Annotated in this window: 32 protein-coding genes; all 32 read left to right on the forward strand. The window is 62.9% G+C overall.

All coding sequences use genetic code 11. The annotated features are described in order from the left end of the window. The first annotated feature begins 8 nt into the window (after positions 1-8). The 32 genes from nusG to rplO all read left to right on the forward strand — a co-directional run bounded on the left by nusG (position 9) and on the right by rplO (position 26,691). Entirely contained in the window at positions 9-569 is a 561-nt protein-coding gene (gene nusG / locus VG543_RS18570; RefSeq protein WP_004154362.1) for a transcription termination/antitermination protein NusG, read from the forward strand. Between the two features lie 257 nt (positions 570-826). Next, complete coding sequence (gene rplK, locus VG543_RS18575) at positions 827-1,255, forward strand: 50S ribosomal protein L11 (RefSeq protein WP_004145248.1); 429 nt, start codon at positions 827-829, stop codon at positions 1,253-1,255. Positions 1,256-1,259: 4 nt separating this feature from the next. Then, on the forward strand, positions 1,260-1,958 hold the full coding sequence (gene rplA, locus VG543_RS18580; RefSeq protein ID WP_014646045.1) for a 50S ribosomal protein L1: 699 nt from the start codon (positions 1,260-1,262) through the stop codon (positions 1,956-1,958). 386 nt (positions 1,959-2,344) lie between these two features. Beyond that, on the forward strand, positions 2,345-2,881 hold the full coding sequence (gene rplJ / locus VG543_RS18585; RefSeq protein WP_010480377.1) for a 50S ribosomal protein L10: 537 nt from the start codon (positions 2,345-2,347) through the stop codon (positions 2,879-2,881). Between the two features lie 63 nt (positions 2,882-2,944). Next, positions 2,945-3,313, forward strand: a complete 369-nt coding sequence (gene rplL / locus VG543_RS18590; RefSeq protein ID WP_005408204.1) for a 50S ribosomal protein L7/L12 — start codon at positions 2,945-2,947, stop codon at positions 3,311-3,313. Positions 3,314-3,677: 364 nt separating this feature from the next. Continuing rightward, on the forward strand, positions 3,678-7,832 hold the full coding sequence (gene rpoB / locus VG543_RS18595) for a DNA-directed RNA polymerase subunit beta (protein WP_019662235.1): 4,155 nt from the start codon (positions 3,678-3,680) through the stop codon (positions 7,830-7,832). 89 nt (positions 7,833-7,921) lie between these two features. Beyond that, entirely contained in the window at positions 7,922-12,145 is a 4,224-nt protein-coding gene (rpoC, locus tag VG543_RS18600; protein ID WP_019662236.1) for a DNA-directed RNA polymerase subunit beta', read from the forward strand. 269 nt (positions 12,146-12,414) lie between these two features. Next, positions 12,415-12,789, forward strand: coding sequence for a 30S ribosomal protein S12 (rpsL, locus tag VG543_RS18605; RefSeq protein ID WP_004145320.1), 375 nt, complete (start codon positions 12,415-12,417; stop codon positions 12,787-12,789). Positions 12,790-12,801: 12 nt separating this feature from the next. Beyond that, positions 12,802-13,275 carry a 30S ribosomal protein S7 gene (gene rpsG / locus VG543_RS18610; protein ID WP_004145321.1) on the forward strand — a complete coding sequence of 158 codons (474 nt, stop codon included), beginning with the start codon at positions 12,802-12,804 and terminating at the stop codon, positions 13,273-13,275. 141 nt (positions 13,276-13,416) lie between these two features. Continuing rightward, positions 13,417-15,558, forward strand: coding sequence for an elongation factor G (fusA, locus tag VG543_RS18615; RefSeq protein ID WP_019662237.1), 2,142 nt, complete (start codon positions 13,417-13,419; stop codon positions 15,556-15,558). A 52-nt stretch (positions 15,559-15,610) separates the two neighbouring features. Next, a complete protein-coding gene (gene tuf / locus VG543_RS18620; protein WP_033835886.1) occupies positions 15,611-16,801 on the forward strand; it encodes an elongation factor Tu in 1,191 nt (396 codons plus the stop codon). Between the two features lie 332 nt (positions 16,802-17,133). Further along, positions 17,134-17,445, forward strand: coding sequence for a 30S ribosomal protein S10 (rpsJ, locus tag VG543_RS18625; RefSeq protein ID WP_005408208.1), 312 nt, complete (start codon positions 17,134-17,136; stop codon positions 17,443-17,445). An 11-nt stretch (positions 17,446-17,456) separates the two neighbouring features. After that, complete coding sequence (gene rplC, locus VG543_RS18630; RefSeq protein ID WP_004145336.1) at positions 17,457-18,107, forward strand: 50S ribosomal protein L3; 651 nt, start codon at positions 17,457-17,459, stop codon at positions 18,105-18,107. A 12-nt stretch (positions 18,108-18,119) separates the two neighbouring features. Further along, positions 18,120-18,725: a 50S ribosomal protein L4 gene (gene rplD / locus VG543_RS18635; protein WP_019659578.1), complete on the forward strand. Its 606-nt coding sequence runs from the start codon at positions 18,120-18,122 to the stop codon at positions 18,723-18,725. Then, complete coding sequence (rplW, locus tag VG543_RS18640) at positions 18,722-19,021, forward strand: 50S ribosomal protein L23 (protein ID WP_004145338.1); 300 nt, start codon at positions 18,722-18,724, stop codon at positions 19,019-19,021. The genes rplD and rplW overlap by 4 nt, the downstream gene beginning before the upstream one ends. Positions 19,022-19,031: 10 nt before the next feature. Then, positions 19,032-19,859: a 50S ribosomal protein L2 gene (rplB, locus tag VG543_RS18645; RefSeq protein WP_004145339.1), complete on the forward strand. Its 828-nt coding sequence runs from the start codon at positions 19,032-19,034 to the stop codon at positions 19,857-19,859. A 6-nt stretch (positions 19,860-19,865) separates the two neighbouring features. Next, positions 19,866-20,135: a 30S ribosomal protein S19 gene (rpsS, locus tag VG543_RS18650; protein ID WP_005415413.1), complete on the forward strand. Its 270-nt coding sequence runs from the start codon at positions 19,866-19,868 to the stop codon at positions 20,133-20,135. A gap of 12 nt (positions 20,136-20,147) precedes the next feature. Then, the gene (rplV, locus tag VG543_RS18655; protein WP_004145348.1) at positions 20,148-20,483 is read left to right on the forward strand and encodes a 50S ribosomal protein L22; all 336 of its coding nucleotides are present in this window, start codon (positions 20,148-20,150) and stop codon (positions 20,481-20,483) included. An 18-nt stretch (positions 20,484-20,501) separates the two neighbouring features. Further along, positions 20,502-21,236: a 30S ribosomal protein S3 gene (rpsC, locus tag VG543_RS18660; protein ID WP_005415414.1), complete on the forward strand. Its 735-nt coding sequence runs from the start codon at positions 20,502-20,504 to the stop codon at positions 21,234-21,236. Positions 21,237-21,241: 5 nt separating this feature from the next. Further along, complete coding sequence (rplP, locus tag VG543_RS18665; protein ID WP_004154486.1) at positions 21,242-21,655, forward strand: 50S ribosomal protein L16; 414 nt, start codon at positions 21,242-21,244, stop codon at positions 21,653-21,655. Continuing rightward, positions 21,655-21,840 (forward strand): 50S ribosomal protein L29, encoded by a 186-nt coding sequence (gene rpmC, locus VG543_RS18670; RefSeq protein WP_004154487.1) that lies wholly within the window; start codon positions 21,655-21,657, stop codon positions 21,838-21,840. Before rplP ends, rpmC begins: the two co-directional genes overlap by 1 nt. 11 nt (positions 21,841-21,851) lie before the next feature. Next, positions 21,852-22,121 (forward strand): 30S ribosomal protein S17, encoded by a 270-nt coding sequence (gene rpsQ / locus VG543_RS18675; protein ID WP_004154489.1) that lies wholly within the window; start codon positions 21,852-21,854, stop codon positions 22,119-22,121. A 12-nt stretch (positions 22,122-22,133) separates the two neighbouring features. Then, positions 22,134-22,502, forward strand: coding sequence for a 50S ribosomal protein L14 (gene rplN, locus VG543_RS18680; RefSeq protein WP_010483978.1), 369 nt, complete (start codon positions 22,134-22,136; stop codon positions 22,500-22,502). A 16-nt stretch (positions 22,503-22,518) separates the two neighbouring features. Then, on the forward strand, positions 22,519-22,836 hold the full coding sequence (gene rplX / locus VG543_RS18685) for a 50S ribosomal protein L24 (RefSeq protein ID WP_004154490.1): 318 nt from the start codon (positions 22,519-22,521) through the stop codon (positions 22,834-22,836). Between the two features lie 11 nt (positions 22,837-22,847). Further along, entirely contained in the window at positions 22,848-23,390 is a 543-nt protein-coding gene (rplE, locus tag VG543_RS18690) for a 50S ribosomal protein L5 (protein ID WP_005415416.1), read from the forward strand. Between the two features lie 18 nt (positions 23,391-23,408). Next, positions 23,409-23,714, forward strand: coding sequence for a 30S ribosomal protein S14 (rpsN, locus tag VG543_RS18695; protein ID WP_019659577.1), 306 nt, complete (start codon positions 23,409-23,411; stop codon positions 23,712-23,714). Positions 23,715-23,971: 257 nt separating this feature from the next. After that, positions 23,972-24,370: a 30S ribosomal protein S8 gene (gene rpsH / locus VG543_RS18700; protein ID WP_021204581.1), complete on the forward strand. Its 399-nt coding sequence runs from the start codon at positions 23,972-23,974 to the stop codon at positions 24,368-24,370. A gap of 18 nt (positions 24,371-24,388) precedes the next feature. Next, complete coding sequence (gene rplF / locus VG543_RS18705) at positions 24,389-24,913, forward strand: 50S ribosomal protein L6 (RefSeq protein ID WP_019659576.1); 525 nt, start codon at positions 24,389-24,391, stop codon at positions 24,911-24,913. Between the two features lie 80 nt (positions 24,914-24,993). Next, a complete protein-coding gene (gene rplR / locus VG543_RS18710; RefSeq protein ID WP_026346969.1) occupies positions 24,994-25,353 on the forward strand; it encodes a 50S ribosomal protein L18 in 360 nt (119 codons plus the stop codon). Between the two features lie 161 nt (positions 25,354-25,514). Beyond that, the gene (gene rpsE, locus VG543_RS18715; protein WP_004154496.1) at positions 25,515-26,057 is read left to right on the forward strand and encodes a 30S ribosomal protein S5; all 543 of its coding nucleotides are present in this window, start codon (positions 25,515-25,517) and stop codon (positions 26,055-26,057) included. Beyond that, positions 26,050-26,241 (forward strand): 50S ribosomal protein L30, encoded by a 192-nt coding sequence (gene rpmD, locus VG543_RS18720; protein WP_005408214.1) that lies wholly within the window; start codon positions 26,050-26,052, stop codon positions 26,239-26,241. Before rpsE ends, rpmD begins: the two co-directional genes overlap by 8 nt. Positions 26,242-26,247: 6 nt before the next feature. Next, a complete protein-coding gene (rplO, locus tag VG543_RS18725) occupies positions 26,248-26,691 on the forward strand; it encodes a 50S ribosomal protein L15 (protein WP_004154498.1) in 444 nt (147 codons plus the stop codon). Positions 26,692-26,697 lie beyond the last annotated feature (6 nt).

A 26,697-nucleotide genomic window follows, 5' to 3' on the forward strand; every position in this document is an offset into this window, starting at 1 on the left:
AGAATTGCATGAAGCGTTGGTACGTCGTTCACGCCTATTCGGGCTTCGAGAAGTCGGTGGCGCAGGCCCTGCGTGATCGCATCGTCCGTGACGGCATGGAAGAGCGCTTCGGCGATGTCCTGGTCCCGACCGAAGAAGTGGTCGAGATGCGCGCTGGCCAGAAGCGCCGCTCCGAGCGCAAGTTCTTCCCGGGTTATGTGCTGGTCCAGATCGAGACCCACGAAGAAGCCGGTATTCCGCGCATCGACAACGAAAGCTGGCATCTGGTCAAGGAAACCCCGCGCGTCATGGGCTTCATCGGCGGCACCGCCGACCGTCCGCTGCCGATCGCCGATTCCGAGGCCGAGGCCATCCTGAACCGCGTTCAGGAAGGTGTCGAGAAGCCGCGTCCGAAGGTGCTGTTCGAGCCGGGCCAGATGGTCCGCGTCACCGATGGCCCGTTCAACGATTTCAATGGCGTCGTCGAAGAAGTCAACTACGAGAAGAGCCGTCTGCGCGTTTCCGTGCTGATCTTCGGTCGCGCTACTCCGGTCGAACTCGAGTTCGGCCAGGTCGAAAAAGCCGTCTGATCCAGCTGCAGAGTCGAGCCATGCTCGGCTCCTGAACAGAAACCGGGCTTGGCCCGGTTTCTCTCGTTTATGTGCCACTTCAGGCATGTGAAGAAAAAACCTGATATAGTGCGCGGCTCCCCGCTGGGAAGCCAGCAGGATGAGGCCGCCGCAAGGCGGCCTTCAGCATGATTTCAAAACGCGATGCCGGGACGCGTGATTCCCGGTCCGATGGGGAGCCTGTTGTCGAAAGGCGCTAGCACCCGGAGAGTACTCACATGGCAAAGAAAGTTGTCGGTTACATCAAGCTGCAGGTGAAGGCCGGTCAGGCCAACCCCTCGCCGCCGGTCGGCCCTGCGCTGGGTCAGCGCGGTCTGAACATCATGGAATTCTGCAAGGCGTTCAACGCTGCCACGCAGAAGCTCGAGCCGGGCCTGCCGGTTCCGGTGATCATCACGGCCTACTCGGACCGTACGTTCACCTTCATCACCAAGAGCACCCCGGCCACCACCCTGCTGAAGAAGGCTGCTGGCATCTCGTCGGGCTCCAAGCGCCCGAACACCGAGAAGGTCGGCAAGGTCACCCGTAAGCAGCTGGAAGAGATCGCCAAGGCGAAGGAACCGGATCTGACTGCCGCCGATCTGGACGCCGCCGTGCGTACCATCGCTGGCTCTGCCCGTTCCATGGGCCTCGTGGTGGAGGGTTAATAAGATGGCACAGACCAAGCGTGAGAAGGCCATCAAGGCCGCCGTCGTTCCGGGCAAGGCATACGCCTTCGAGGACGCGATCAACATCCTGAAGACCGCCACCAAGGCCAAGTTCGTCGAGTCGATCGACGTCGCTGTGCGCCTGGGCGTCGATGCGAAGAAGTCCGACCAGCAGGTCCGTGGCTCCACCGTGCTGCCGGCCGGTACCGGCAAGTCGGTCCGCGTCGCCGTGTTCGCTCCGGCCGGTGCCAAGGCTGACGAAGCCCTGGCCGCTGGCGCCGAAGCCGTCGGTATGGATGACCTGGCCGAGAAGATGCAGGCCGGCGATCTGAACTACGACGTCGTCATCGCGACCCCGGACGCCATGCGCGTCGTCGGCAAGCTGGGCACCGTGCTGGGCCCGCGTGGCCTGATGCCGAACCCGAAGGTCGGCACCGTTTCCCCGAACCCGGGTGAAGCCGTGAAGAACGCCAAGTCGGGCCAGGTCCGTTACCGTACCGACAAGGCCGGCATCATCCACTGCACCATCGGCAAGGCCGACTTCGCCGAAGACGCGCTGAAGTCGAACCTGACCGCGCTGCTGCTGGACCTGATCAAGGCCAAGCCGGCCACCTCCAAGGGCACCTACCTGCAGAAGGTTTCGGTCAGCTCGACGATGGGCCCGGGCGTCACCGTCGACCAGTCGTCGCTGACCCTGAAGTAATTGTTTCAAGCGGTCACGGTACCTTCGGTGCCGTGACCGTGACATTTGAAGGCATCGCTGGCAGTGCATCGCCCGCGGTAGCCGTCAAAGACCGCAGGCGCGGTCGTGGCAATACCGGCGACGGGCACGGAAGCTCGATCTGGCAAGGAGTCGCCGCCGGAGCAGTCATGAGCGCTTAATCGATTCCCCGGAATCACCCTGCGTAGATGGTGCCCTTCTGGAGTTTTTCTGGTTCACGCACGTCTGGGTTTCCCAGGTTGGCCCACTCCAGGTCTAGAACGGCCCACCCCCGGAACATCATCCCGATGTTCCCGGCGTCCAGGACGGATGCCGCACAGGACCGCACACGGCAGGAGCCGTAAGCGGAGTTCAATAGGAGGAGTGCAATGGCTCTCAATCTGTCCCAGAAGCAAGAAGTAGTCGCCGAGCTGGCAGACGTCGCCGCCAAGGCCCACTCCTTGATCGCAGCCGAATACGCTGGCACCACGGTCGCCCAGATGACCGCGATGCGCAAGCAGGCTCGTGAAACCGGTGTTTTCTTGAAGGTTGTCAAGAACACCCTGGCTTCGCGCGCCGTTGAAGGCACCGAGTTCGCAGTCGCCCAGGACCAGATGGTTGGTCCGCTGCTGTACGCGTTCTCGCTCGAGGAGCCCGGCGCTGCCGGTCGCCTGATCAAGGAAGCCGCCAAGGGCAACGACAAGCTGAAGGCTAAGGTCGTCGCCATCGGTGGCGAAGTGTTCCCGGCAAGCCACGTCGAAGTGCTGGCCTCGCTGCCGACCCGCGACCAGGCCCTGGCCATGCTGGCCCGCGTCCTGACCGAGCCGGTCACGATGTTTGCCCGCGCCATCAAGGCCGTTGGCGAGAAGCAGGGTGGTGGCGACGTCGCTGCCGACGCTGCCGAGCCGGCCGCCGAGACCGCCTGAGTTTCGACTTATCGTGGTTCCTGACGGAACCTCAACCCAGAAAATCATCCAAAGGTATTAATCATGTCCCTTACCAACGAACAGATCGTCGACGCCATCGCCGAGAAGTCCCTGATGGAAGTGATGGAGCTGGTCAAGGCCATCGAAGAGAAGTTCGGCGTCTCCGCCGCTGCTCCGGTTGCCGTGGCTGCCGCCGCTGGCCCGGCCGCTGCTGTTGAAGAGCAGACCGAGTTCACCGTCACCCTGAAGTCGGCCGGCGACAAGAAGGTCGAAGTCATCAAGGCCGTCCGCGCCATCACCGGCCTGGGCCTGAAGGAAGCGAAGGACCTGGCCGAAGCCGGTGGCGTCCTGAAGGAAGGCGCTTCGAAGGAAGACGCCGAGAAGATGAAGAAGGACCTGGAAGCTGCTGGCGCGACTGTCGAAGTCAAGTAAGCAGTTACCTTGCATCGTCATCGATTCGCGGCGATGCAGCCAAGGCTGGGGGCGTAAGCCCCCGGCCTTTGGTCGTTGTTGCGGTGGTGTAGAGTCGACTGTTAGTCGACTGCTGTGAAGGAAGTCGACTAACAGTCGACTCTACCTTTTCAAATGCAGGAAAAAAGCCCAACACGGGCTGCAGTCAAACCCCGGCAGGCCAGCGCATGGCGCGGCAGCGGGGGAGTGGAAGCAGACGAGTTGGCAGTTGGAAGTAGCGGGAGAAGGCGTGCTGGTGCCGGCAATACCAGCGACTTCCAACTGACAATTTCAAGTTCCCTTCGGATCGTGGGCGCACGATCCGCACAACAAGGTGGAAGACCTCATGACGTCCTATTCGTTCACCGAAAAAAAGCGTATCCGCAAGGATTTCGGCAAGCAGCGCTCGATTCTCGAAGTGCCGTTCCTGCTCGCCATCCAGGTGGATTCCTATCGTGAATTCCTGCAGGAGAACGTCGATCCGGCCAAGCGCACGGACCACGGCCTGCACGCTGCGCTGAAGTCGGTCTTCCCGATCGCCAGCTACAGCGGCAACGCTGCTCTGGAATACGTCGGCTACAAGCTGGGCGAACCGGTCTTCGACGAGCGTGAGTGCCGCCAGCGTGGCATGAGCTACGGCGCCCCGCTGCGCGTGACCGTGCGCCTGGTGATCTACGACCGTGAGTCGTCGACCAAGGCCATCAAGTACGTGAAGGAGCAGGAGGTCTATCTGGGCGAAATCCCGCTGATGACCGAGAACGGCACCTTCATCGTCAACGGTACCGAGCGCGTCATCGTCTCGCAGCTGCACCGCTCGCCGGGCGTGTTCTTCGACCACGACCGCGGCAAGACCCACAGCTCGGGCAAGCTGCTGTACAGCGCCCGCATCATTCCTTACCGCGGTTCCTGGCTGGACTTCGAGTTCGACCCGAAGGATGCGCTGTTCACCCGTATCGACCGCCGCCGCAAGCTGCCGGTGTCGATCCTGCTGCGCGCGCTTGGTTACAGCAACGAAGAGATGCTGGCCGAGTTCTTCGAGATCAACACCTTCCACATCAACCCGGATGAAGGCGTCCAGCTGGAGCTGGTGCCCGAGCGCCTGCGTGGCGAAACCCTGGGCTTCGACCTCGCCGACGGCGACAAGGTCATCGTGGAAGCCGGCAAGCGCATCACCGCGCGCCACATCAAGCAGCTGGAAGCCTCGGGCATCGCCGCCCTGGCCGTGCCGGACGACTACATCGTCGGCCGCATCCTGTCGCACGACGTGGTCGATGCCTCGACCGGCGAACTGCTGGCCCAGGCCAACGACGAGATCACCGACGAACAGCTGCAGGCCTTCCGCAAGGCCGGCGTGGACGCGGTCGGCACCCTGTGGGTGAACGACCTGGATCGTGGTCCGTACCTGTCCAACACCCTGCGCATCGACCCGACCAAGACCCAGCTGGAAGCGCTGGTCGAGATCTACCGCATGATGCGTCCGGGCGAGCCGCCGACCAAGGATGCCGCGCAGAACCTGTTCCACAACCTGTTCTTCACCTTCGAGCGCTACGACCTGTCCGCGGTCGGCCGCATGAAGTTCAACCGTCGCGTGGGCCGCAAGGAAACCACCGGCGAAGCCGTGCTGTACGACAGCAAGTACTTCGGTGAGCGCAACGACGAAGAGTCCAAGCGCCTGGTCGCCGCCCACGGCGACAGCTCCGACATCCTCGACGTGATCAAGGTCCTGACCGAGATCCGCAACGGTCGCGGCGTGGTCGACGACATCGATCACCTGGGCAACCGTCGCGTGCGCTCGGTCGGTGAAATGGCCGAGAACGTGTTCCGCGTGGGCCTGGTCCGCGTCGAGCGCGCGGTCAAGGAGCGCCTGTCGATGGCCGAGTCGGAAGGCCTGACCCCTCAGGAGCTGATCAACGCCAAGCCGGTCGCCGCTGCCATCAAGGAGTTCTTCGGCTCCTCGCAGCTGTCGCAGTTCATGGATCAGAACAACCCGCTGTCGGAAGTGACGCACAAGCGTCGCGTCTCGGCCCTGGGCCCGGGCGGCCTGACCCGTGAGCGCGCCGGCTTCGAAGTGCGCGACGTGCACCCGACCCATTACGGTCGCGTCTGCACCATCGAAACCCCGGAAGGCCCGAACATCGGCCTGATCAACTCGCTGGCCGTGTACGCCCGCACCAACCAGTACGGTTTCCTCGAGACCCCGTACCGAAAGGTCGTGGACGGCAAGGTCTATGACGAAGTCGAGTTCCTGTCGGCGATCGAAGAAAACGAGTACGTCATTGCGCAGGCCAACGCGCTGACCGACGCCAAGGGCACCCTGACCGAGCAGTTCGTGCCGTGCCGCTTCCAGGGCGAATCGCTGCTGAAGCCGCCGGCGGAAGTGCACTTCATGGACGTCTCGCCGATGCAGACCGTGTCGATCGCGGCCGCGCTGGTTCCGTTCCTGGAGCACGATGACGCCAACCGCGCACTGATGGGCGCCAACATGCAGCGTCAGGCCGTGCCGACCCTGCGTGCGCAGAAGCCGCTGGTGGGTACCGGCATCGAGCGCGCCGTGGCGCGTGACTCCGGCGTGACCGTGAACGCCCGCCGTGGTGGCGAGATCGTGCAGATCGACGCAGCCCGCATCGTGGTCAAGGTCAACGAGGAAGAGATCGTTGGCGCCACCGACGCGGGCGTGGACATCTACAACCTGGTCAAGTACACCCGTTCGAACCAGAACACCTGCATCAACCAGCGTCCGCTGGTCCAGGTGGGTGACGTCATCGCCCGCGGTGACGTGCTGGCCGACGGTCCGTCCACCGACATCGGCGAACTGGCCCTGGGCCAGAACATGCTGATCGCGTTCATGCCGTGGAACGGCTACAACTTCGAAGACTCCATCCTGCTCTCCGAGCGCGTGGTGGAAGAAGATCGTTACACCACGATCCACATCGAAGAGCTGACCTGCGTCGCGCGTGATACCAAGCTGGGGCCGGAGGAAATCTCCGCCGACATCCCGAACGTCTCCGAGCAGGCGCTGAACCGCCTGGACGAGAGCGGCGTGGTGTACATCGGTGCGGAAGTCCGTGCCGGCGACATCCTGGTCGGCAAGGTCACCCCGAAGGGTGAAAGCCAGCTGACTCCGGAAGAGAAGCTGCTGCGCGCCATCTTCGGCGAGAAGGCTTCGGACGTGAAGGACAGCTCGCTGCGCGTTCCGCCGGGCATGGACGGCACCGTCATCGACGTGCAGGTCTTCACCCGCGACGGCATCGAGAAGGACAAGCGCGCCCGCCAGATCGAAGAGTCTGAAATCAAGCGCGTCAAGAAGGACTTCGACGACCAGTTCCGCATCCTGGAGGCCGCCATCTACATGCGTCTGCGTTCGCAGATCGTGGGCAAGGTGGTCAACGGTGGCGCTGGCCTGAAGAAGGGTGACGTGATCACCGACGCGTTCCTGGATGGCCTGAAGAAGGCTGACTGGTTCGCCCTGCGCATGAAGGACGAAGACGCTTCGGAAGCCATCGAGCGCGCACAGAAGCAGATCCAGGCGCACGAGAAGGAGTTCGAGCGTCGCTTCGCCGACAAGCGCGGCAAGATCACCGCCGGTGACGACCTCGCCCCGGGCGTGCTGAAGATGGTCAAGGTGTTCCTGGCCGTGAAGCGCCGCATCCAGCCGGGCGACAAGATGGCCGGCCGCCACGGCAACAAGGGTGTGGTCTCCAACGTGGTGCCGGTCGAGGACATGCCGTACATGGCCTCGGGCGAAACCGTGGATATCGTGCTGAACCCGCTGGGCGTGCCGTCGCGCATGAACATCGGCCAGATCCTGGAAGTGCACCTGGGCTGGGCCGCCAAGGGCCTGGGTCGCAAGATCCAGGCGATGCTGGAAGCCCAGGCGGCGGTGGCCGACCTGCGCAAGTTCCTGGACGACATCTACAACCACGACGATACCAACGTGGCCAACCGTGTCGACCTGTCGCAGTTCAGCGACGAGGAACTGCTGCGCCTGGCCCGCAACCTGACCGACGGCGTGCCGATGGCCACCCCGGTGTTCGACGGCGCCACCGAAGCGGAAATCAAGCGCATGCTGGAACTGGCCGACCTGCCGAGCAGTGGCCAGACCCAGCTGTACGACGGCCGCACCGGTGAAGCATTCGATCGCCACACCACGGTTGGTTACATGCACTACCTGAAGCTGAACCACCTGGTCGACGACAAGATGCACGCCCGTTCGACCGGCCCGTACTCGCTCGTCACCCAGCAGCCGCTGGGCGGCAAGGCGCAGTTCGGCGGCCAGCGCTTCGGTGAAATGGAAGTCTGGGCGCTGGAAGCCTACGGCGCGGCCTACACCCTGCAGGAAATGCTGACGGTGAAGTCCGACGACGTGCAGGGCCGCAACCAGATGTACAAGAACATCGTCGACGGTGAGCACGAGATGGTCGCGGGCATGCCGGAATCCTTCAACGTGCTCGTGAAGGAAATCCGCTCGCTGGCCATCAACATGGAACTGGAAGACAACTGATCCATGCCGGCGCGGCGGCCTCCACCGCCGCGCCGCTGGCAGTGAACTGAAAGCCCATCGACACAGCATTCCTCCTTCTGGAGAACACCATGAAAGACCTGCTCAACCTCTTCAACCAGCAGCGCCAGACGCTGGACTTCGACGCGATCAAGATCGCGCTGGCTTCGCCGGACCTGATCCGTTCGTGGTCCTTCGGCGAAGTGAAGAAGCCGGAAACCATCAACTACCGCACCTTCAAGCCGGAACGCGACGGCCTGTTCTGCGCCGCCATCTTCGGACCGGTGAAGGACTACGAGTGCCTGTGCGGCAAGTACAAGCGCATGAAGCACCGCGGCGTGGTCTGCGAAAAGTGCGGCACCGAAGTGACCCTGGCCAAGGTGCGCCGCGAGCGCATGGGCCACATCGACCTGGCCTCGCCGGTCGCCCACATCTGGTTCCTGAAGTCGCTGCCGTCGCGCATCGGCCTGATGCTGGACATGACCCTGCGCGACATCGAGCGCGTGCTGTATTTCGAAGCCTACGTGGTGACCGAGCCGGGCCTGACCGCCCTGGAACGCCGCCAGCTGCTGACCGAGGAACAGTACCTGCAGGCCCGCCAGGAGCACGGTGACGACTTCGACGCCGCCATGGGCGCCGAGGCCGTGTACGAACTGCTGCGCACGATCGACCTGCAGTCGGAAATGACCCGCCTGCGCGAGGAAATCGCCGCTACCGGTTCGGAAACCAAGCTCAAGCGCCTCACCAAGCGCATCAAGCTGATCGAAGCCTTCCTGGAATCGGGCAACCGTCCGGAATGGATGGTCATGACCGTGCTGCCGGTGCTGCCGCCGGACCTGCGTCCGCTGGTCCCGCTGGATGGCGGCCGCTTCGCGACCTCCGACCTGAACGACCTGTACCGCCGCGTCATCAACCGCAACAACCGCCTGCGCCGCCTGCTCGAACTGAGCGCGCCGGACATCATCGTGCGCAATGAAAAGCGCATGCTGCAGGAGTCGGTCGATGCGCTGCTGGACAACGGCCGTCGTGGCCGTGCCATTACCGGCACCAACAAGCGCCCGCTGAAGTCGCTGGCCGACATGATCAAGGGCAAGCAGGGTCGCTTCCGCCAGAACCTGCTCGGCAAGCGCGTCGACTACTCGGGCCGTTCGGTCATCGTGGTCGGCCCGTACCTGCGCCTGCACCAGTGCGGCCTGCCGAAGAAGATGGCGCTGGAGCTGTTCAAGCCGTTCGTCTTCGCCAAGCTGCAGCGTCGTGGCCTGGCCACCACCATCAAGGCCGCCAAGAAGCTGGTCGAGCGCGAAGAAGCCGAAGTCTGGGACATCCTGGAAGAGGTCATCCGCGAGCATCCGGTGATGCTGAACCGTGCGCCGACCCTGCACCGTCTGGGTATCCAGGCGTTCGAGCCGGTGCTGATCGAAGGCAAGGCCATCCAGCTGCACCCGCTGGTCTGCACCGCGTTCAACGCCGACTTCGACGGTGACCAGATGGCCGTCCACGTGCCGCTCTCGCTGGAAGCCCAGCTGGAAGCGCGTGCGCTGATGATGTCGACCAACAACATCCTGTCGCCGGCCAACGGCGAGCCGATCATCGTGCCGTCGCAGGACGTCGTGCTGGGTCTGTACTACATGACCCGCTCGCTGGAGAACAAGAAGGGCGAGGGCATGGCCTTCGCCAACATCGCCGAAGTCAAGCGCGCCTACGACAACCGCGTGGTGGAACTGCACGCCAAGGTCAAGGTCCGCATCACCGAGGTGGTGACCGACGAAGATGGCAACAAGCAGAACAAGACCTCGATCGTGGACACCACGATCGGTCGCGCCCTGCTGGCTGAAATCCTGCCGGAAGGCCTGCCGTTCGCACTGGCCAATGTCGAACTGACCAAGAAGAACATCAGCCGCCTGATCAACTCCAGCTACCGCCAGCTGGGCCTGAAGGACACGGTCGTGTTCGCTGACAAGCTGATGTACACCGGCTTCGCCTACGCGACCCGTGCCGGCGTCTCGATCGGCATCGACGACATGCTGATCCCGGACGAGAAGAAGGGCATCCTCACCGAGGCCGAAGCCGAAGTGCTGGAAATCCAGGAGCAGTACCAGTCGGGCCTGGTCACCGCCGGCGAGCGCTACAACAAGGTGGTCGACATCTGGTCGCGCACCAACGAGCGCATCGCCAAGGCGATGATGGACACCATCGGTACCGAGAAGGTGGTCAATGCCAAGGGTGAGACCATCGACCAGAAGTCGATGAACTCGCTGTACATCATGGCCGACTCCGGTGCGCGTGGTTCGCAGGCGCAGATCCGTCAGCTGGCCGGCATGCGCGGCCTGATGGCCCGCCCGGACGGCTCGATCATCGAGACGCCCATCAAGGCGAACTTCCGCGAAGGCCTGAACGTGCAGGAGTACTTCAACTCCACCCACGGTGCCCGTAAGGGTCTGGCCGATACCGCGCTGAAGACCGCGAACTCGGGTTACCTGACCCGTCGTCTGGTCGACGTCGCGCAGGACGTGGTGATCACCGAGGTGGATTGCGGTACCACCGAAGGCCTGATCATGACCCCGATCGTGGAAGGCGGCGACGTGGTCGAGCCGCTGAAGGACCGCGTGCTGGGTCGCGTGGTGGCCGAGGACGTGTTCCTGCCGGGCAACGATGAAGATCCGATCGTCACCCGCAACACCCTGCTGGACGAAGCCTGGGTGGCCAAGCTGGAAGATGCCGGCGTGCAGACCATCAAGGTCCGCTCGACCATCTCCTGCGAATCGGCCTTCGGTGTCTGCTCGCGCTGCTACGGCCGCGATCTGGCCCGCGGCCACCTGGTCAACATCGGTGAAGCGGTCGGCGTCATCGCCGCCCAGTCCATCGGTGAGCCGGGTACCCAGCTGACCATGCGTACGTTCCACATCGGTGGTGCGGCGTCGCGAGCTGCTGCGGTCGACAACATCACCGTCAAGACCACCGGCTCGGTCAAGTTCAGCAACCTCAAGTCGGTCGAGCACGCCAACGGCTCGCTGGTGGCGGTGTCGCGCTCGGGCGAAATCTCGGTGCTCGATGCCCACGGTCGTGAGCGTGAGCGTTACAAGCTGCCGTACGGTGCGACCATCACGTCCAAGGACGGTGATGCGATCAAGGCTGGCCAGACCGTGGCCAACTGGGATCCGCATAACCACCCGATCGTGTCGGAAGTGGCCGGCTTCATCCGCTTCATCGACTTCGTCGACGGCATCACCGTCATCGAGAAGACCGACGAGCTGACCGGCCTTGCCTCGCGCGAAATCACCGATCCGAAGCGTCGTGGTACCCAGGCCAAGGACCTGCGCCCGATCGTGCGCATCGTCGACGCCAAGGGCAATGACCTGTCGATCCCGGGCACCGATCTGCCGGCGCAGTACCTGCTGCCGCCGCGCTCGATCGTCAACCTGCAGGACGGCGCTGCCGTCGGCGTGGGTGACGTGGTCGCCAAGATTCCGCAGGAAGCGTCGAAGACCCGCGACATCACCGGTGGTCTGCCGCGCGTGGCCGATCTGTTCGAAGCCCGCAAGCCGAAGGATCCGGCGGTGCTGGCCGAGCGTTCGGGCATCATCAGCTTCGGCAAGGACACCAAGGGCAAGCAGCGCCTGATCATCAAGGACACCGATGGTTCGGAGCACGAAGAGCTGATCCCGAAGTACCGCCAGGTCATCGTGTTCGAAGGCGAGCATGTCACCAAGGGTGAAACCATCGTGGACGGCGAGCCGAGCCCGCAGGACATCCTGCGCCTGCTGGGTGTCGAACCGCTGGCTGCCTACCTGGTGAAGGAAATCCAGGACGTGTATCGCCTGCAGGGCGTGAAGATCAACGACAAGCACATCGAGGTGATCACCCGCCAGATGCTGCGCAAGGTCGAGATCACCGACCAGGGCAGCAGCAAGTTCCTGAACGGCGAACAGGTGGAGCGCCAGCGCGTTATCGAGGAGAATGCGCGCCTCGCGGCCCGCAACGAGCTGCCGGCTCGTTTCGATCCGGTGCTGCTGGGTATCACCAAGGCCTCGCTGGCGACCGAATCGTTCATCTCGGCCGCGTCGTTCCAGGAAACCACCCGTGTGTTGACCGAAGCGGCCGTCCGCGGCACCTCGGACAACCTGCGCGGCCTGAAGGAAAACGTCATCGTGGGTCGCCTGATTCCGGCCGGTACCGGCCTGGCGTACCACAGCAACCGCCGCCGCGGCGCCTCCGGCCTTACCGAGTCGGAAATGCAGACCCTGGCCGGCACTCCGGCTGCGGTCGAGGCAGCGGTGGTTGAAGCTGAAGCTGAACAGGCCTCGGGCGAAGAATGATGCATCCGGTCCGGCCGCAAGGCCGGACCACCCGGGCTACCGGCGCAGGGCAGGGTGGACCTCGTGGTTCACCCCGCCAACCTGAACGGGGTACATGGAGGCCCCCCAGTAACGTTCCGGGATCAGGAGCGGGCTTGACAGGAGGCGTTTGACTGCTTTCCTGGCAGGTTGCTACAATCGTCTGTCTCAGCAGGCCAGAATTTTGGCCTGCTTTAACATTTCCGCATCTCTGGCCGGATTTTCCGGCCACCAATCAGAAGAACCTACTGATGGCGACGATCAACCAGCTGGTCCGCAAGCCGCGGCAAGCGACCACCTACAAGAGTGCCTCGCCGGCGCTCGACAAGTGCCCGCAGCGCCGTGGCGTCTGCACCCGTGTCTACACCACCACTCCGAAGAAGCCGAACTCGGCTCTGCGCAAGGTTGCCAAGGTCCGCCTGACCAACCAGGAAGAAGTGATTTCCTACATCGGTGGTGAAGGCCACAACCTGCAGGAGCACTCCGTGGTCCTGATCCGCGGCGGTCGCGTCAAGGACCTGCCGGGTGTGCGTTACCACACCGTTCGTGGCTCGCTCGACGCCGCCGGCGTTGCCAAGCGTCGCCAGGCCCGTTCCAAGTACGGCGCCAAGCGTCCGAAGGCATAAGGAGAGAGCACAATGTCGCGTAAGGGTAATACTCCGCAGCGTTCCGTCCTGCCCGATCCGAAGCACGGAAGCGAAACCATCGCCCGTTTCATCAACATGGTCATGCAGAGCGGCAAGAAGTCCGTCGCCGAGAAGATCGTGTACGGCGCCATGGACGTGATCACCGAGAAGAACAGCAGCGCCAACGCTATTGAACTGGTGCAGAAGGCTCTGGACAACGTCGCTCCGGCGGTCGAAGTCAAGTCGCGCCGCGTCGGTGGTGCCACCTACCAGGTGCCGGTCGAAGTGCGTTCGTCGCGCAAGATGGCCCTGGCCATGCGCTGGCTGATCGACTCCGCGCGCAAGCGCGGCGAGAACACCATGCCGAAGAAGCTGGCTGCTGAACTGATCGACGCCTCGGAAAACCGTGGCGGCGCCATCAAGAAGCGCGAAGAAACCCACCGCATGGCCGAAGCCAACAAGGCATTCGCCCACTACCGCTGGTGAGTTTGACGGCCTTGTAAAACAGGCAGGGCAGCACCACTTCGGTGCGTGCTGCCTCGCGGTCCCAGAAAGACTGCGCCAATCCGAAGGCCGCCGAAAGGCGGCGTTCGGCCATCCGAAATCCAAGAAATCTGAGAGGCTCCCGTGGCCCGTTCCACTCCCATCGAGCGTTACCGTAACTTCGGCATCATGGCTCACATCGATGCCGGCAAGACCACCACGTCCGAGCGCATCCTGTTCTACACCGGCAAGAGCCACAAGATCGGTGAAGTGCACGACGGCGCCGCCACCATGGACTGGATGGAGCAGGAGCAGGAGCGTGGCATCACGATCCAGTCCGCTGCCACCACCGCGTTCTGGAAGGGCATGGACAAGTCCCTGCCGGAGCACCGCTTCAACATCATCGACACCCCGGGGCACGTCGACTTCACCATCGAAGTTGAGCGCTCGCTGCGCGTGCTCGACGGTGCCGTCTTCGTCCTGTGCGCCGTCGGTGGCGTGCAGCCGCAGTCGGAAACCGTGTGGCGCCAGGCCAACAAGTACCACGTGCCGCGCATCGCGTTCGTCAACAAGATGGACCGCACCGGTGCCAACTTCCAGAAGGTCGTCGGCCAGCTGAAGGCCAAGCTGGGCGCGGTTGCCGTGCCGATGCAGCTGCCGATCGGCGCTGAAGACAACTTCAAGGGCGTTGTCGACCTGCTGAAGATGAAGGCCATCCACTGGGATGAAGCCTCGCAGGGCATGAAGTTCGAGTACAGCGACATCCCGGCCGATCTGCAGGCGGCTGCGGAAGAAGCTCGCCAGTTCATGGTCGAGACCGCTGCTGAAGCCAGCGAAGAGCTGATGGAAAAGTACCTGGGCGGCGAAGAGCTGGCCGAGGCCGAAATCATCAACGCGCTGCGTACCCGTACCCTGGCCACCGAGATCGTGCCGATGTACTGCGGCTCGGCCTTCAAGAACAAGGGCGTGCAGGCCATGCTGGACGGCGTGATCCAGCTGCTGCCGTCGCCGGTCGACGTGCCGGACGTGAAGGGCGTGGACGTTGACGACGACACCGTCGAAATGACCCGCAAGTCGGACGACAAGGCGCCGTTCTCGTCGCTGGCCTTCAAGATCATCACCGACCCGTTCGTCGGCGCGCTGACCTTCTTCCGTGTCTACTCGGGCACCCTGAACGGTGGCGACACCGTGCTGAACTCGGTGAAGGGCAAGAAGGAGCGCATCGGCCGCATCCTGCAGATGCACTCGAACAACCGCGAGGAAATCAAGGAAGTTCTGGCTGGTGACATCGCTGCTGCCGTGGGCCTGAAGGACACCACCACCGGTGACACCCTGTGCGCCGTGGATGCGCCGATCATCCTGGAGCGCATGACGTTCCCGGAGCCGGTGATCTCGATGGCCGTCGAGCCGAAGACCAAGTCGGACCAGGAAAAGATGGGTCTGGCGCTGGGGCGCCTTGCGCAGGAAGATCCGTCGTTCCGCGTCAAGACCGACGAAGAATCCGGCCAGACCATCATCTCGGGCATGGGCGAGCTGCACCTGGACATCATCGTCGACCGCCTGAAGCGCGAGTTCAACGTTGAAGCCAACGTCGGCGCGCCGCAGGTGGCCTACCGCGAAACCATCACCCTGGCTGACGTCAAGTCGGACTACAAGCACGCCAAGCAGTCCGGTGGTAAGGGTCAGTACGGTCACGTCGTGATCGAGCTGTCGCCGATCACCGCTGAAGATCGTGCCGATCCGAAGATCGCTCCGATGATCAAGGACGATTTCCTGTTCATCAACGACATCACCGGCGGCGTGATCCCGAAGGAATTCATTCCGTCGGTTGAAAAGGGCCTGCGCGAAACCATCACCAGCGGCCCGCTGGCTGGCTTCCCGGTCGTGGACGTCAAGGTGAAGCTGGTGTTCGGTTCGTACCACGACGTCGACTCCTCGGAAATGGCGTTCAAGCTGGCTTCGTCGATGGCCTTCAAGCAGGGCTTCGCCAAGGCCAAGCCGGTGCTGCTGGAGCCGATCATGAAGGTCGAGATCGTGACCCCGGAGGATTACCAGGGTGACGTGATGGGCGACGTCAGCCGTCGTCGCGGCGTGCTGCAGGGTTCCGACACCACCGGTGACGGTTCGGCCAGCATCATCAACGCGATGATCCCGCTGGGTGAAATGTTCGGCTACGCCACTGCGCTGCGTTCGCAGACCCAGGGCCGCGCCACCTTCACCATGGAATTCGATCACTACGAGCCGGCTCCGACCAACATCGCCGAAGCCGTCATGAAGAAGGGCTGAGCCTCGCTCAGCCTCTCTTGAAACCATTTACGAACAATCAAGGTATAGAACAATGGCAAAGGGTAAGTTCGAGCGCACCAAGCCGCACGTCAACGTCGGCACCATCGGTCACGTCGACCACGGCAAGACCACGCTGACCGCCGCACTGACCAAGATCGGTGCCGAGCGCTTCGGTGGCGAGTTCAAGGATTACTCCTCGATCGACGCCGCTCCGGAAGAAAAGGCGCGTGGCATCACGATCTCGACCGCGCACGTCGAATACGAATCCCCGATCCGTCACTACGCCCACGTTGACTGCCCGGGCCACGCTGACTACGTCAAGAACATGATCACCGGTGCTGCCCAGATGGACGGCGCGATCCTGGTGTGCTCGGCCGCTGACGGCCCGATGCCGCAGACCCGCGAGCACATCCTGCTGTCGCGTCAGGTCGGCGTGCCGTACATCGTCGTGTTCCTGAACAAGGCCGACATGGTGGACGACGCCGAGCTGCTCGAGCTGGTCGAGATGGAAGTGCGTGAGCTGCTGAGCAAGTACGACTTCCCGGGCGACGACACCCCGATCATCGCCGGTTCGGCCCGCCTGGCGCTGGAAGGTGACCAGAGCGACATCGGCGTGCCGGCCATCCTGAAGCTGGTCGATGCCCTGGACAGCTGGATTCCGGAGCCGGAGCGTGCGATCGACAAGCCGTTCCTGATGCCGGTGGAAGACGTGTTCTCGATCTCGGGCCGCGGCACCGTGGTGACCGGCCGTATCGAGCGCGGCGTGATCAAGGTCGGCGACGAAATCGAAATCGTCGGCATCCGTCCGGTGCAGAAGACCACCGTGACCGGCGTTGAAATGTTCCGCAAGCTGCTGGACCAGGGTCAGGCAGGCGACAACGCTGGCCTGCTGCTGCGCGGCACCAAGCGTGACGACGTCGAGCGTGGCCAGGTGCTGGCCAAGCCGGGCACGATCAAGCCGCACACCAAGTTCGAGGGTGAAGTCTACGTCCTGTCGAAGGACGAAGGCGGCCGTCACACCCCGTTCTTCAACGGCTACCGTCCGCAGTTCTACTTCCGCACCACCGACATCACCGGCGCAGCTGCACTGCCGGAAGGCGTCGAAATGGTGATGCCGGGTGACAACGTCAAGATGGTCGTCACCCTGATCAACCCGGTGGCGATGGACGAAGGCCTGCGCTTCGCCATCCGCGAAGGCGGCCGCACCGTCGGCGCCGGCGTGGTCTCGAAGATCATCGAGTAATCTGGTAGTATCTGCGCCCCGATGTTGCCTGGGTAGGGCATCGGGGCGTATCAAATGGGAAAGCAGGCACAGGATGTGCCTTGTGTTCCCCGGACCAGGAAGGGTCAATGCCATTCAGGCGGCGTCAACAGGCGACTGTTGACAGCTGCCTTGCGTGCCATTATGCTTCTACGTCTGGGCAGGCCGGGAAACTGGTCTGCCTACGTTTTTGAGGTCTATGGAGTGACCTTGTCGGCCTGCAGGAGTGTGGGCCGTCCGTATTCAGGAATTTCATGGGGCAAAGCAACCCAGAGGCTTTGTCTGTCGCTCTTTTAACGAAGGAACCTACCGCCATGGCGGACCAAAAGATCCGGATCCGGCTGAAAGCGTTCGATCATCGTCTGATCGACCGTTCGGCCAGCGAGATCGTTGAAACGGCAAAGCGGACCGGCGCGCAAGTGCGTGGCCCGATCCCGCTGCCGACCAAGATCGAGCGCTACACCGTTCTCGTCTCCCCGCACGTCGACAAGGACGCGCGTGACCAGTACGAGACCCGCACGCACAAGCGCGTGCTCGATATCGTTGACCCGAATGACAAGACCGTGGACGCGCTGATGAAGCTCGAACTGGCTGCCGGCGTCGACGTTCAGATCAAGCTGACCTGAGGACTACGACCATGACGAAGAAGTATTCGTTGGGCTTCGTGGGCCGCAAGGCCGGCATGAGCCGCGTGTTCACTGAAGATGGCCGCTCCATCCCGGTGACCCTGATCGAAGCAACCCCGAACCGCATCGCGCAGATCAAGACCGTCGAAACCGACGGCTACAGCGCCGTGCAGGTGACCGTCGGCGCGCGTCGCGCTGCCCTGGTCAACAAGCCGGAAGCCGGCCACTTCGCCAAGGCGAAGGTGGAAGCGGGTCGTGGCCTGTGGGAATTCCGCGTTGAAGACGCGCAGCTCGGCGATTTCGCCGTTGGCGGCGAAGTCAAGGCGGACATCTTCGAAGTCGGCCAGATCGTCGACGTCCAGGGTGTCACCAAGGGTAAGGGCTTCCAGGGCACCATCAAGCGCCACAACTTCCGTATGGGCGATGCAACCCACGGTAACTCGCTGTCGCATCGCGCGCCGGGTTCGCTGGGTCAGCGCCAGACCCCGGGTCGCGTTTTCCCGGGCAAGAAGATGTCGGGCCACATGGGCGCGGTGCAGCAGAGCACCCAGAACCTGGAAGTGGTCAAGGTCGACGTCGAGCGCGGTCTGATCGCCGTTCGCGGCGCCGTTCCGGGCGCGGCCGGTGGCGATGTGATCGTCCGTCCGGCGAGCAAGGCATAAGGAGAGATGACGATGGAACTCGTTATCACGGGTAGCAACAACAAGGTCTCGGTCTCCGAAGCCGTGTTCGGTCGCGATTTCAGCGAAGATCTGGTCCACCAGGTCGTCGTTGCTTACCGCAACGCCGGTCGCGCCGGCACCAAGGCACAGAAGACTCGCTCCGAAGTGGCTGGTACCACCAAGAAGTCGAAGAAGCAGAAGGGCGGCGGCGCGCGTCATGGCGCACTGACGGCTCCGATCTTCGTCGGCGGCGGTGTCACCTTCGCGGCCAAGCCGCGCAGCTTCGAGCAGAAGGTCAATCGTAAGCAGTACCGTGCCGCCATGTGCGCGATCCTGTCCGAGCTGAACCGTCAGGGCCGTCTGACCATCGTGGAGTCCTTCGACGTCGAAGTGACCAACACGAAGGGTCTGGTCGCCAAGCTGGCCGGCCTGGAAGTGGGCAAGCGCCCGCTGATCGTCACCGAAGAAGCGTCCGAGCACCTGTACCTGTCCGCCCGCAATCTGCCGTACGTGCAGGTGCGTGACGTCCAGGGCCTGGATCCGGTCTCGCTGGTGGGTGCCGACACGGTCGTCATCACCGCTGACGCGGTCAAGAAGGTCGAGGAGTGGCTGGCATGAACAGCAACGAAAAAATCTTCAGCGTGCTGCGTGCCCCGCGTGTCTCCGAAAAGACCGCGCGCCTGCAGGAACTCTCCAACCAGTATGTCTTCGAAGTTTCGAACGAAGCCACCAAGGCCGATGTAAAGGCCGCGGTTGAGCAGCTGTTCGACGTCAAGGTCGAAGCTGTCAACGTGGTCAACGTGAAGGGCAAGAACAAGTCCTTCCGTAACCGTGCTGGCCGCCGCGGCGATTGGCGCAAGGCGTACGTTCGCCTGGCCGATGGCCAGTCGATCGATGTAACGGCCAAGGCCTGAGGTACATCCCATGCCATTGATGAAATTCAAGCCCACTTCCCCCGGCCGCCGTTCGGCCGTGCGCGTGGTCACTCCCGACCTGCACAAGGGTGCTCCGCACGCTGCCCTGGTCGAGTCGCAGAGCCGCTCGGGTGGTCGTAACCACCATGGCCGCATCACCGTGCGTCACGTCGGTGGTGGTGCCAAGCAGCACTACCGCATCATCGACTTCAAGCGCAACAAGCTGGGCATCCCGGCGCGCGTGGAACGCATCGAATACGATCCGAACCGCACCGCCCACATCGCCCTGCTGTGCTACGTCGACGGTGAGCGCCGCTACATCATCGCCCCGAAGGGCCTGAAGGCCGGTGATCAGGTGATCGCTGGTTCGGATGCCCCGATCAAGGCTGGCAACACCCTGCCGCTGCGCAACATCCCGGTCGGTACCACCATCCACTGCATCGAACTGAAGCCCGGCAAGGGCGCTCAGATCGCCCGCGCCGCCGGTGCGGCCGTGCAGCTGGTGGCCCGCGAAGGCATCTACGCCACCCTGCGCCTGCGCTCGGGTGAAATGCGCAAGGTGCCGGTCGAGTGCTGCGCCACCATCGGCGAAGTCGGCAACGACGAGCACAGCCTGGAAAAGCTGGGCAAGGCCGGTGCCAAGCGTTGGCGCGGCGTCCGCCCGACCGTTCGTGGTGCTGCCATGAACCCGGTTGACCACCCGCACGGTGGTGGTGAGGCCAAGGCCGGCCAGGGTAACCCGCATCCGGTCACCCCGTGGGGTGTCCCGACCAAGGGTTACAAGACGCGCCATAACAAGCGCACTCAGCAGTTCATCGTCCGCGATCGTAGGGGCTAATCGACCATGGCACGTTCACTCAAGAAGGGCCCGTTCGTCGATCACCACCTCGTCAAGAAGGTGGAGGCCGCTGCGGGCAGCAAGAAGCCGATCAAGACCTGGTCGCGCCGTTCGATGATCCTGCCTGACATGGTAGGCATCACCATTGCCGTGCATAACGGCAAGAACCACATCCCGGTTCTCGTCAACGAGAACATGGTCGGCCACAAGCTCGGCGAATTTGCCATCACCCGGACCTTCAAGGGTCACGGTGGTGACAAGAAGTCGGGCAAGTAAGGAGAGATGACAATGGAAGCGAAAGCCATCCTGCGCACTGCGCGCATCTCCCCGCAGAAGGCTCGTCTGGTCGCTGACCAGGTGCGCGGTCTGCCGGCCGAACGTGCGGTCAACCTGCTGAAGTTCTCGGACAAGAAGGCTGCCCACCTGATCAAGAAGGTGGTGGAGTCGGCTATTGCCAATGCCGAGAACAACCAGGGCGCCGACGTCGACGAGCTGAAGGTTCAGACCATCATGGTTGATGAAGGTCCGACCCTGAAGCGTTTCATGGCGCGGGCGAAAGGCCGCGGTACCCGCATCCTCAAGCGCACCAGCCACATCACTGTGGTTGTGGGCGCCGCCAAGTAAGCGGATAAGGAAAAGACCATGGGTCATAAAGTTCATCCGATTGGTATCCGCCTCGGCATTTCCAAGGACTGGAACTCCAAGTGGTACGCCAACAAGGCCGAGTTCGCCGGTTACCTGGCAGCCGACCTGAAAGTGCGCGACATGCTGCGCAAGAAGCTGGCCCAGGCCGGCATCAGCAAGATCCTGATCGAGCGTCCGGCCAAGACCGCTCGCGTGACGATCCACACCGCCCGTCCGGGCGTGGTGATCGGCAAGCGCGGTGAGGACATCGAGAAGCTGCGCAAGGAAGTGAGCGAGATGATGGGCGTCCCGGCGCACATCAACGTCACCGAAGTGCGCAAGCCGGAACTGGACGCGCAGCTCGTTGCCGAGTCGATCGCCCAGCAGCTGGAGCGTCGCATCATGTTCCGCCGTGCAATGAAGCGCTCGGTCGGCAACGCGATGCGCCTGGGTGCCCTGGGCATCAAGGTCAACGTCGGTGGCCGCCTCAACGGTGCAGAAATCGCCCGTTCGGAGTGGTACCGCGAAGGCCGCGTGCCGCTGCACACCCTGCGTGCCGACATCGACTATGGCTTCGCTGAAGCCAAGACGACCTACGGCATCATCGGCATCAAGGTCTGGATCTACAAGGGCGAGGTCTTCGATTTCTCCCAGGTTGGCCAGGAAAAGCAGGACGACACTCCGTCGCGCAACGATCGTCACGATCGCGGCGACCGTGGTGACCGTCAGCGCCCGGCCCGTGAAGCGAGGTAACGACAATGTTGCAACCCAAGCGAACCAAGTACCGCAAGGTACACAAGGGCCGTAACGATGGCCTGAGCTGGAGCGCCAACGCTGTCAGCTTCGGCGAATACGGCCTGAAGGCAACCGCACACGGTCAGCTGACCGCGCGCCAGATCGAAGCGGCCCGCCGCTCGATCAGCCGCTACGTCAAGCGCGGCGGCAAGATGTGGATCCGCGTGTTCCCCGACAAGCCCATCACCAAGAAGCCCATCGAAGTCCGAATGGGTTCGGGTAAGGGTAACGTGGAATACTGGGTGGCCCAGATCCAGCCCGGCCGCATGATCTATGAAATCGAGGGTGTTTCCGAGGAAGTGGCTCGCGAGGCGTTCCGCCTGGCCGCCGCCAAGCTCTCGGTCACCACCACTTTCGTGACCCGTACGGTGCGCTGATGGATATCAAAACTCTCCGTGAAAAGTCGGCTGACGAACTCAAGGCCCACCTGATCGACCTGCGTAAGGAACAGTTCTCTGTCCGTATGCAGCAGGTCACCGGCCAGCTGCCGAAGACCCACGACATTCGCCGGGTCCGTCGCGAGATTGCTCGCGTCAAGACCCTGCTCGGCAGCACGAAGTAAGGATGGCCGCTATGAGCGACAATACTGAAAAGAAGACGCTGCGCACGGTCGAAGGCCGTGTCGTCAGCAACAAGATGGACAAGACGGTTACCGTCCTGGTTGAGCGTCAGGTCAAGCACGCGCTGTACGGCAAGTACATCAAGCGCTCGACCAAGCTGCACGCCCACGATGCCGACAACGCCTGCAAGGAAGGCGATGTCGTCCGCGTGACCGAGATTGCTCCGATGTCCAAGACCAAGAACTGGCGCGTGGTGGAAGTCATCACGCGTGCGGCTGAATAAGGAGTCTGAATCATGATCCAGATGCAGAGCTACCTTGACGTCGCGGACAATTCGGGTGCCAAGCAGGTGATGTGCTTCAAGGTGCTGGGTGGTTCCAAGCGCCGTTACGCCGGCATCGGCGACATCATCAAGGTCACCGTGAAGGATGCGATTCCGCGCGGCAAGGTCAAGAAGGGTGAAGTGTATGACGCCGTCGTGGTGCGTACCCGCAAGGGTGTGCGTCGCGCCGACGGTTCGCTGATCCGCTTCGACGGCAACGCGGCCGTCCTGCTGAACAACAAGCAGGAGCCGATCGGTACCCGTATCTTCGGGCCGGTGACCCGTGAACTTCGTTCGGAGAAGTTCATGAAGATCGTCTCGCTCGCTCCCGAAGTGCTGTGAGCGACAGGAGATAATCATGGCTAACCGTATCAAGAAGGGCGACCAGGTTGTCGTCAACGCTGGCAAGGACAAGGGCAAGCAGGGCGAAGTCGTCCGCGTCGACGGCGACCGTGTGGTCGTCGCCAACGTGAACATCGTCAAGCGCCACACCAAGCCGAACCCGCAGGCAGGTGTTGCCGGCGGCGTGGTCGAGCGCGAAGCTTCGATCCATATCTCCAACGTGAACGTGCTGAACCCGGCTTCGGGCAAGGGCGAACGCGTTGGCTTCAAGGTGCTGGAGGATGGACGCAAACTGCGTGTGTTCCGCTCCAGCGGTGAGGCGCTCGACGCCTGAGGAATGTGAAGATGACTTCCCGTCTCGAAAAGATCTACAAGGAAGAAGTGGTGCCGGCGCTGATGAAGCAGTTCGGCTACACCAATCCGATGGAAGTACCGAAGCTCGTCAAGGTCACCCTGAACATGGGTGTCGGCGAGGCTGCCACCAACAAGAAGATCCTGGAAAACGCCGTCGCGGACATGACCAAGATTTCCGGCCAGAAGCCGGTTGTCACCAAGTCGCGTATCTCGGTTGCGTCGTTCAAGATCCGTGATGGTTGGCCGATCGGCTGCAAGACCACGCTGCGTCGCCACAAGATGTACGAGTTCCTGGACCGCCTGATCAACATCTCGCTGCCGCGCGTGCGCGACTTCCGTGGTGTTTCCGGTCGTTCCTTCGACGGCCGTGGCAACTTCAACATGGGTGTGAAGGAACAGATCATCTTCCCGGAAATCGACTTCGACGCCGTCGACGCGATCCGCGGCATGGATATCGCCATCACCACCACTGCGAAGACCGACGCGGAAGCGAAGGCGCTGCTGGCAGCGTTCAAGTTCCCGTTCCGTAACTGATCTGTCGAGGAAACCGAAATGGCAAAGACCTCCATGGTCAACCGCGACATCAAGCGGGAAAAGCTGGCCAAGAAGTACGCTGAAAAGCGTGCGGCTCTGAAGAAGATCGTGTCCTCCGTGGACGCGACCTACGAAGAGAAGATCGAGGCCGCAACCAAGCTGGCCAAGCTGCCGCGCGATTCGTCGCCGAGCCGCCAGCGTAATCGTTGCGAGCTGTCGGGTCGTCCGCGTGGCGTCTACAGCAAGTTCGGCCTGGGCCGTAACAAGCTGCGTGAAGCCACCATGCGTGGCGACGTGCCGGGTCTGCGCAAGGCCAGCTGGTAACCCCAGCCGGCCCTGCGTTCAGGAGCCCCTTCGGGGTTCCTGAACCGGGCAGGGGAGGCATTCAGCTTTCCCGACGCAAAAAAACCGAGGAGCCCGGCGCAAGCCGGGCTCTTTTGGCGTATACTCCCGCGTCTTGCCCTGCGCAAACGGGGTCGTAGGAGTGGGCTTCCGGCCCGCTGCATCAAGGGACCTGGCCCGTTTCCAGGAGACAACAGATTTTCGCGAAAGCGGATATCGGTGCACTCAAAGGTACTCATATGAGCATGACTGATCCCATCGCCGACCTGCTGGTCCGCATCAAGAATGCGGCCGCGGTGGGCAAGCAGACGGTGAAAGCCCCGTCGTCCAAGATCAAGGTTGCGATCGCCCAGGTCCTGAAGGACGAGGGTTACATCGCCGACCTGCGCGTGACCCAGCTGGAAAACAACAAGTCCGAGCTGGAAATCGTGCTGAAGTATTTCGAAGGCAAGCCGGTCATCGCGACCCTGAAGCGCTTCTCGCGTTCGGGCCTGCGCCAGTACCGCGGCAAGAGCGAGCTGCCGAAGGTCATGAACGGCCTGGGTATCTCCATCATTTCCACCTCCAAGGGCATCATGACTGATGCGCAGGCGCGCCAGCTGGGCGTCGGCGGCGAAGTCCTGTGCTTCGTGGCCTAAGGCGAAAGGAGTAGAACTATGTCCCGCGTAGCCAAGAAGCCGATTACCCTGGGTAAGGTTGAACTGAACGTCCAGTCGGACAGCGTCACCGCCAAGGGCCCGAAGGGCACCCTGTCGCTGGCCAAGCCGGCCGGTATTGCCATCAACGTCGACAACGGCGTTGCCACCCTGAGCACCGAAAGCGCCGACCTGGTCGCACTGACCGGTACCGTGCGTGCGATCCTGTCCAACATGGTCAAGGGCGTGTCCGAAGGCTTCGAGCGCAAGCTGGAGCTGGTGGGCGTGGGTTACCGCGCTGCCATGCAGGGCAAGGACCTGAACCTGTCGCTGGGCTTCTCGCACCCGGTCGTGTTCGTGGCGCCGGAAGGCATCACGCTGTCGACCCCGACCCAGACCGAGATCCTGGTCCAGGGCGCTGACAAGCAGGTCGTCGGTGAAGTTGCCGCCAAGATCCGTGCGTTCCGCAAGCCGGAACCGTACAAGGGCAAGGGCGTGAAGTACTCCGACGAAGTCATCATCCGTAAGGAAGCCAAGAAGGCATAAGCGCGAGTCCCTCGCAAGAGCCCGCACATCCCTGTGCGGACTTCTCAGGGAAAAGCTCTTCCTTCAGCTTTCAAGGAATAATCAAAATGAACAAGAACATCGCCCGCCTGCGTCGCGCCAAGTCGACCCGTGCCCACATCCGTGAGCTCGGCGTCGCCCGCCTGTCGGTGCTGCGCACCGGCCAGCACCTGTACGCCCAGGTCTTCACCGCCGACGGCTCCAAGGTGCTGGCTGCTGCCAACACCACCCAGGCCGACGTCATCGAAGGCCTGAAGAACGGCAAGAACGCCGATGCTGCTGCCAAGGTTGGCCGCATCGTTGCCGAGCGCGCCAAGGCCGCCGGCATCGAGAAGGTTGCCTTCGATCGTTCGGGCTACCGCTACCACGGCCGCATCAAGGCCCTGGCAGAAGCCGCCCGCGAAGCCGGCCTGCAGTTCTAAGGGACAAGGGCAGGGGGCCATTGGCCTCCTGCCCACCTGCTCGCCAGCCTGAGTGAGGCTGGACGGCGCCGCTCTTCTGCAGCGGCCCACCGGAACAACGCGTCACGCCACAACCATAAGCGGCTTCGAGCCGTACATACCCAAACAACCAAGGAATCAACATGGCAGAAGAGCGTCAGCAGCGGGGTCGCGATCGCGACCGTAACCGCGAAGAGAAGATCGACGACGGCATGATCGAAAAGCTGGTCGCGGTCAACCGCGTCAGCAAGACCGTCAAGGGTGGCCGCCAGTTCACCTTCACCGCCCTGACCGTCGTCGGCGACGGCGAAGGCAAGGTCGGTTTCGGCTATGGCAAGGCCCGCGAAGTGCCGGTTGCCATCCAGAAGTCGATGGAACAGGCCCGCAAGAACCTGGTCAGCGTTGACCTGAACAACGGCACCCTGTGGCACACCATCAAGGATGGTCACGGCGCAGCCCGCGTGTTCATGCAGCCGGCTTCGGAAGGTACCGGCGTGATCGCCGGCGGTGCCATGCGCGCCGTGCTGGAAGCCGTTGGCGTGAAGAACGTGCTGGCCAAGGCCACCGGTTCGCGCAACCCGATCAACCTGGTGCGTGCCACCGTGAAGGGCCTGGCTGCTGCACAGTCGCCGGCTCGCATCGCGGCCAAGCGCGGCAAGAAGGTGGAGGAACTCAACCATGGCTAATGAGTCCAACAAGACTGTCAAGGTCCGCCTGGTGCGTGGCCTGCGTGGCACCCAGTCGCGTCACCGCCTGTCGGTGCGTGCGCTGGGCCTGAACAAGCTCAACGATGTGCGTGAACTGAAGGACAGCCCGCAGGTGCGCGGCCTGATCAACAAGGTTCAGTACCTCGTCCAGGTTGAGGAGTAATCGACCATGACTCTGCGTCTCAATGAACTGAGCCCGGCACCGGGCGCCCGCACCGAGCGTACCCGCGTCGGTCGCGGTATCGGCTCGGGCCTGGGCAAGACTGCCGGCCGCGGCCACAAGGGTTCGTTCGCCCGCAAGGGTGGCGGCAAGATCAAGGCTGGCTTCGAAGGCGGCCAGACCCCCATGCAGCGTCGTCTGCCGAAGATCGGCTTCCGTTCGCCGATCGCCAAGGACACCGCTGAAGTGCTGCTGTACGCACTGGACAAGCTGCCGGCCGGTGAGATCGACTTCGCCGCCCTGCGTGCTGCCAAGCTGGTTCCGAGCACTGCCAAGAAGGCCAAGGTCGTCGTCAAGGGCGAAGTGACCAAGGCGTTCACCCTGAAGGGTATTGCTGCCACGGCGGGTGCCAAGGCCGCGATCGAAGCTGCCGGCGGCAGCGTAACGGAGTAAGAAAAT

It is taken from the genome of Stenotrophomonas sp. CASM101 (assembly GCF_049384845.1).
GTDB lineage: Bacteria > Pseudomonadota > Gammaproteobacteria > Xanthomonadales > Xanthomonadaceae > Stenotrophomonas > Stenotrophomonas hibiscicola.

What these genes read in the sequence shown, in the direction of transcription:
- rplP (WP_004154486.1), top strand. Translation starts at nt 21,242, where the DNA reads ATGTTGCAACCCAAGCGAACCAAGTACCGCAAGGTACACAAGGGCCGT.
- tuf (WP_033835886.1), top strand. Translation starts at nt 15,611, where the DNA reads ATGGCAAAGGGTAAGTTCGAGCGCACCAAGCCGCACGTCAACGTCGGC.
- rpmC (WP_004154487.1), top strand. Translation starts at nt 21,655, where the DNA reads ATGGATATCAAAACTCTCCGTGAAAAGTCGGCTGACGAACTCAAGGCC.
- rpsJ (WP_005408208.1), top strand. Translation starts at nt 17,134, where the DNA reads ATGGCGGACCAAAAGATCCGGATCCGGCTGAAAGCGTTCGATCATCGT.
- rpsN (WP_019659577.1), top strand. Translation starts at nt 23,409, where the DNA reads ATGGCAAAGACCTCCATGGTCAACCGCGACATCAAGCGGGAAAAGCTG.
- rplW (WP_004145338.1), top strand. Translation starts at nt 18,722, where the DNA reads ATGAACAGCAACGAAAAAATCTTCAGCGTGCTGCGTGCCCCGCGTGTC.
- rplX (WP_004154490.1), top strand. Translation starts at nt 22,519, where the DNA reads ATGGCTAACCGTATCAAGAAGGGCGACCAGGTTGTCGTCAACGCTGGC.
- rpsC (WP_005415414.1), top strand. Translation starts at nt 20,502, where the DNA reads ATGGGTCATAAAGTTCATCCGATTGGTATCCGCCTCGGCATTTCCAAG.
- rplN (WP_010483978.1), top strand. Translation starts at nt 22,134, where the DNA reads ATGATCCAGATGCAGAGCTACCTTGACGTCGCGGACAATTCGGGTGCC.
- rplF (WP_019659576.1), top strand. Translation starts at nt 24,389, where the DNA reads ATGTCCCGCGTAGCCAAGAAGCCGATTACCCTGGGTAAGGTTGAACTG.
- rplD (WP_019659578.1), top strand. Translation starts at nt 18,120, where the DNA reads ATGGAACTCGTTATCACGGGTAGCAACAACAAGGTCTCGGTCTCCGAA.
- rplJ (WP_010480377.1), top strand. Translation starts at nt 2,345, where the DNA reads ATGGCTCTCAATCTGTCCCAGAAGCAAGAAGTAGTCGCCGAGCTGGCA.
- rpoC (WP_019662236.1), top strand. Translation starts at nt 7,922, where the DNA reads ATGAAAGACCTGCTCAACCTCTTCAACCAGCAGCGCCAGACGCTGGAC.
- rpsQ (WP_004154489.1), top strand. Translation starts at nt 21,852, where the DNA reads ATGAGCGACAATACTGAAAAGAAGACGCTGCGCACGGTCGAAGGCCGT.
- rpsL (WP_004145320.1), top strand. Translation starts at nt 12,415, where the DNA reads ATGGCGACGATCAACCAGCTGGTCCGCAAGCCGCGGCAAGCGACCACC.
- rplK (WP_004145248.1), top strand. Translation starts at nt 827, where the DNA reads ATGGCAAAGAAAGTTGTCGGTTACATCAAGCTGCAGGTGAAGGCCGGT.
- rpmD (WP_005408214.1), top strand. Translation starts at nt 26,050, where the DNA reads ATGGCTAATGAGTCCAACAAGACTGTCAAGGTCCGCCTGGTGCGTGGC.
- rplA (WP_014646045.1), top strand. Translation starts at nt 1,260, where the DNA reads ATGGCACAGACCAAGCGTGAGAAGGCCATCAAGGCCGCCGTCGTTCCG.
- nusG (WP_004154362.1), top strand. Translation starts at nt 9, where the DNA reads ATGAAGCGTTGGTACGTCGTTCACGCCTATTCGGGCTTCGAGAAGTCG.
- rplB (WP_004145339.1), top strand. Translation starts at nt 19,032, where the DNA reads ATGCCATTGATGAAATTCAAGCCCACTTCCCCCGGCCGCCGTTCGGCC.
- rplO (WP_004154498.1), top strand. Translation starts at nt 26,248, where the DNA reads ATGACTCTGCGTCTCAATGAACTGAGCCCGGCACCGGGCGCCCGCACC.
- rpsS (WP_005415413.1), top strand. Translation starts at nt 19,866, where the DNA reads ATGGCACGTTCACTCAAGAAGGGCCCGTTCGTCGATCACCACCTCGTC.
- rpoB (WP_019662235.1), top strand. Translation starts at nt 3,678, where the DNA reads ATGACGTCCTATTCGTTCACCGAAAAAAAGCGTATCCGCAAGGATTTC.
- rplL (WP_005408204.1), top strand. Translation starts at nt 2,945, where the DNA reads ATGTCCCTTACCAACGAACAGATCGTCGACGCCATCGCCGAGAAGTCC.
- rpsG (WP_004145321.1), top strand. Translation starts at nt 12,802, where the DNA reads ATGTCGCGTAAGGGTAATACTCCGCAGCGTTCCGTCCTGCCCGATCCG.
- rpsH (WP_021204581.1), top strand. Translation starts at nt 23,972, where the DNA reads ATGAGCATGACTGATCCCATCGCCGACCTGCTGGTCCGCATCAAGAAT.
- rplE (WP_005415416.1), top strand. Translation starts at nt 22,848, where the DNA reads ATGACTTCCCGTCTCGAAAAGATCTACAAGGAAGAAGTGGTGCCGGCG.
- rplV (WP_004145348.1), top strand. Translation starts at nt 20,148, where the DNA reads ATGGAAGCGAAAGCCATCCTGCGCACTGCGCGCATCTCCCCGCAGAAG.
- rplC (WP_004145336.1), top strand. Translation starts at nt 17,457, where the DNA reads ATGACGAAGAAGTATTCGTTGGGCTTCGTGGGCCGCAAGGCCGGCATG.
- rpsE (WP_004154496.1), top strand. Translation starts at nt 25,515, where the DNA reads ATGGCAGAAGAGCGTCAGCAGCGGGGTCGCGATCGCGACCGTAACCGC.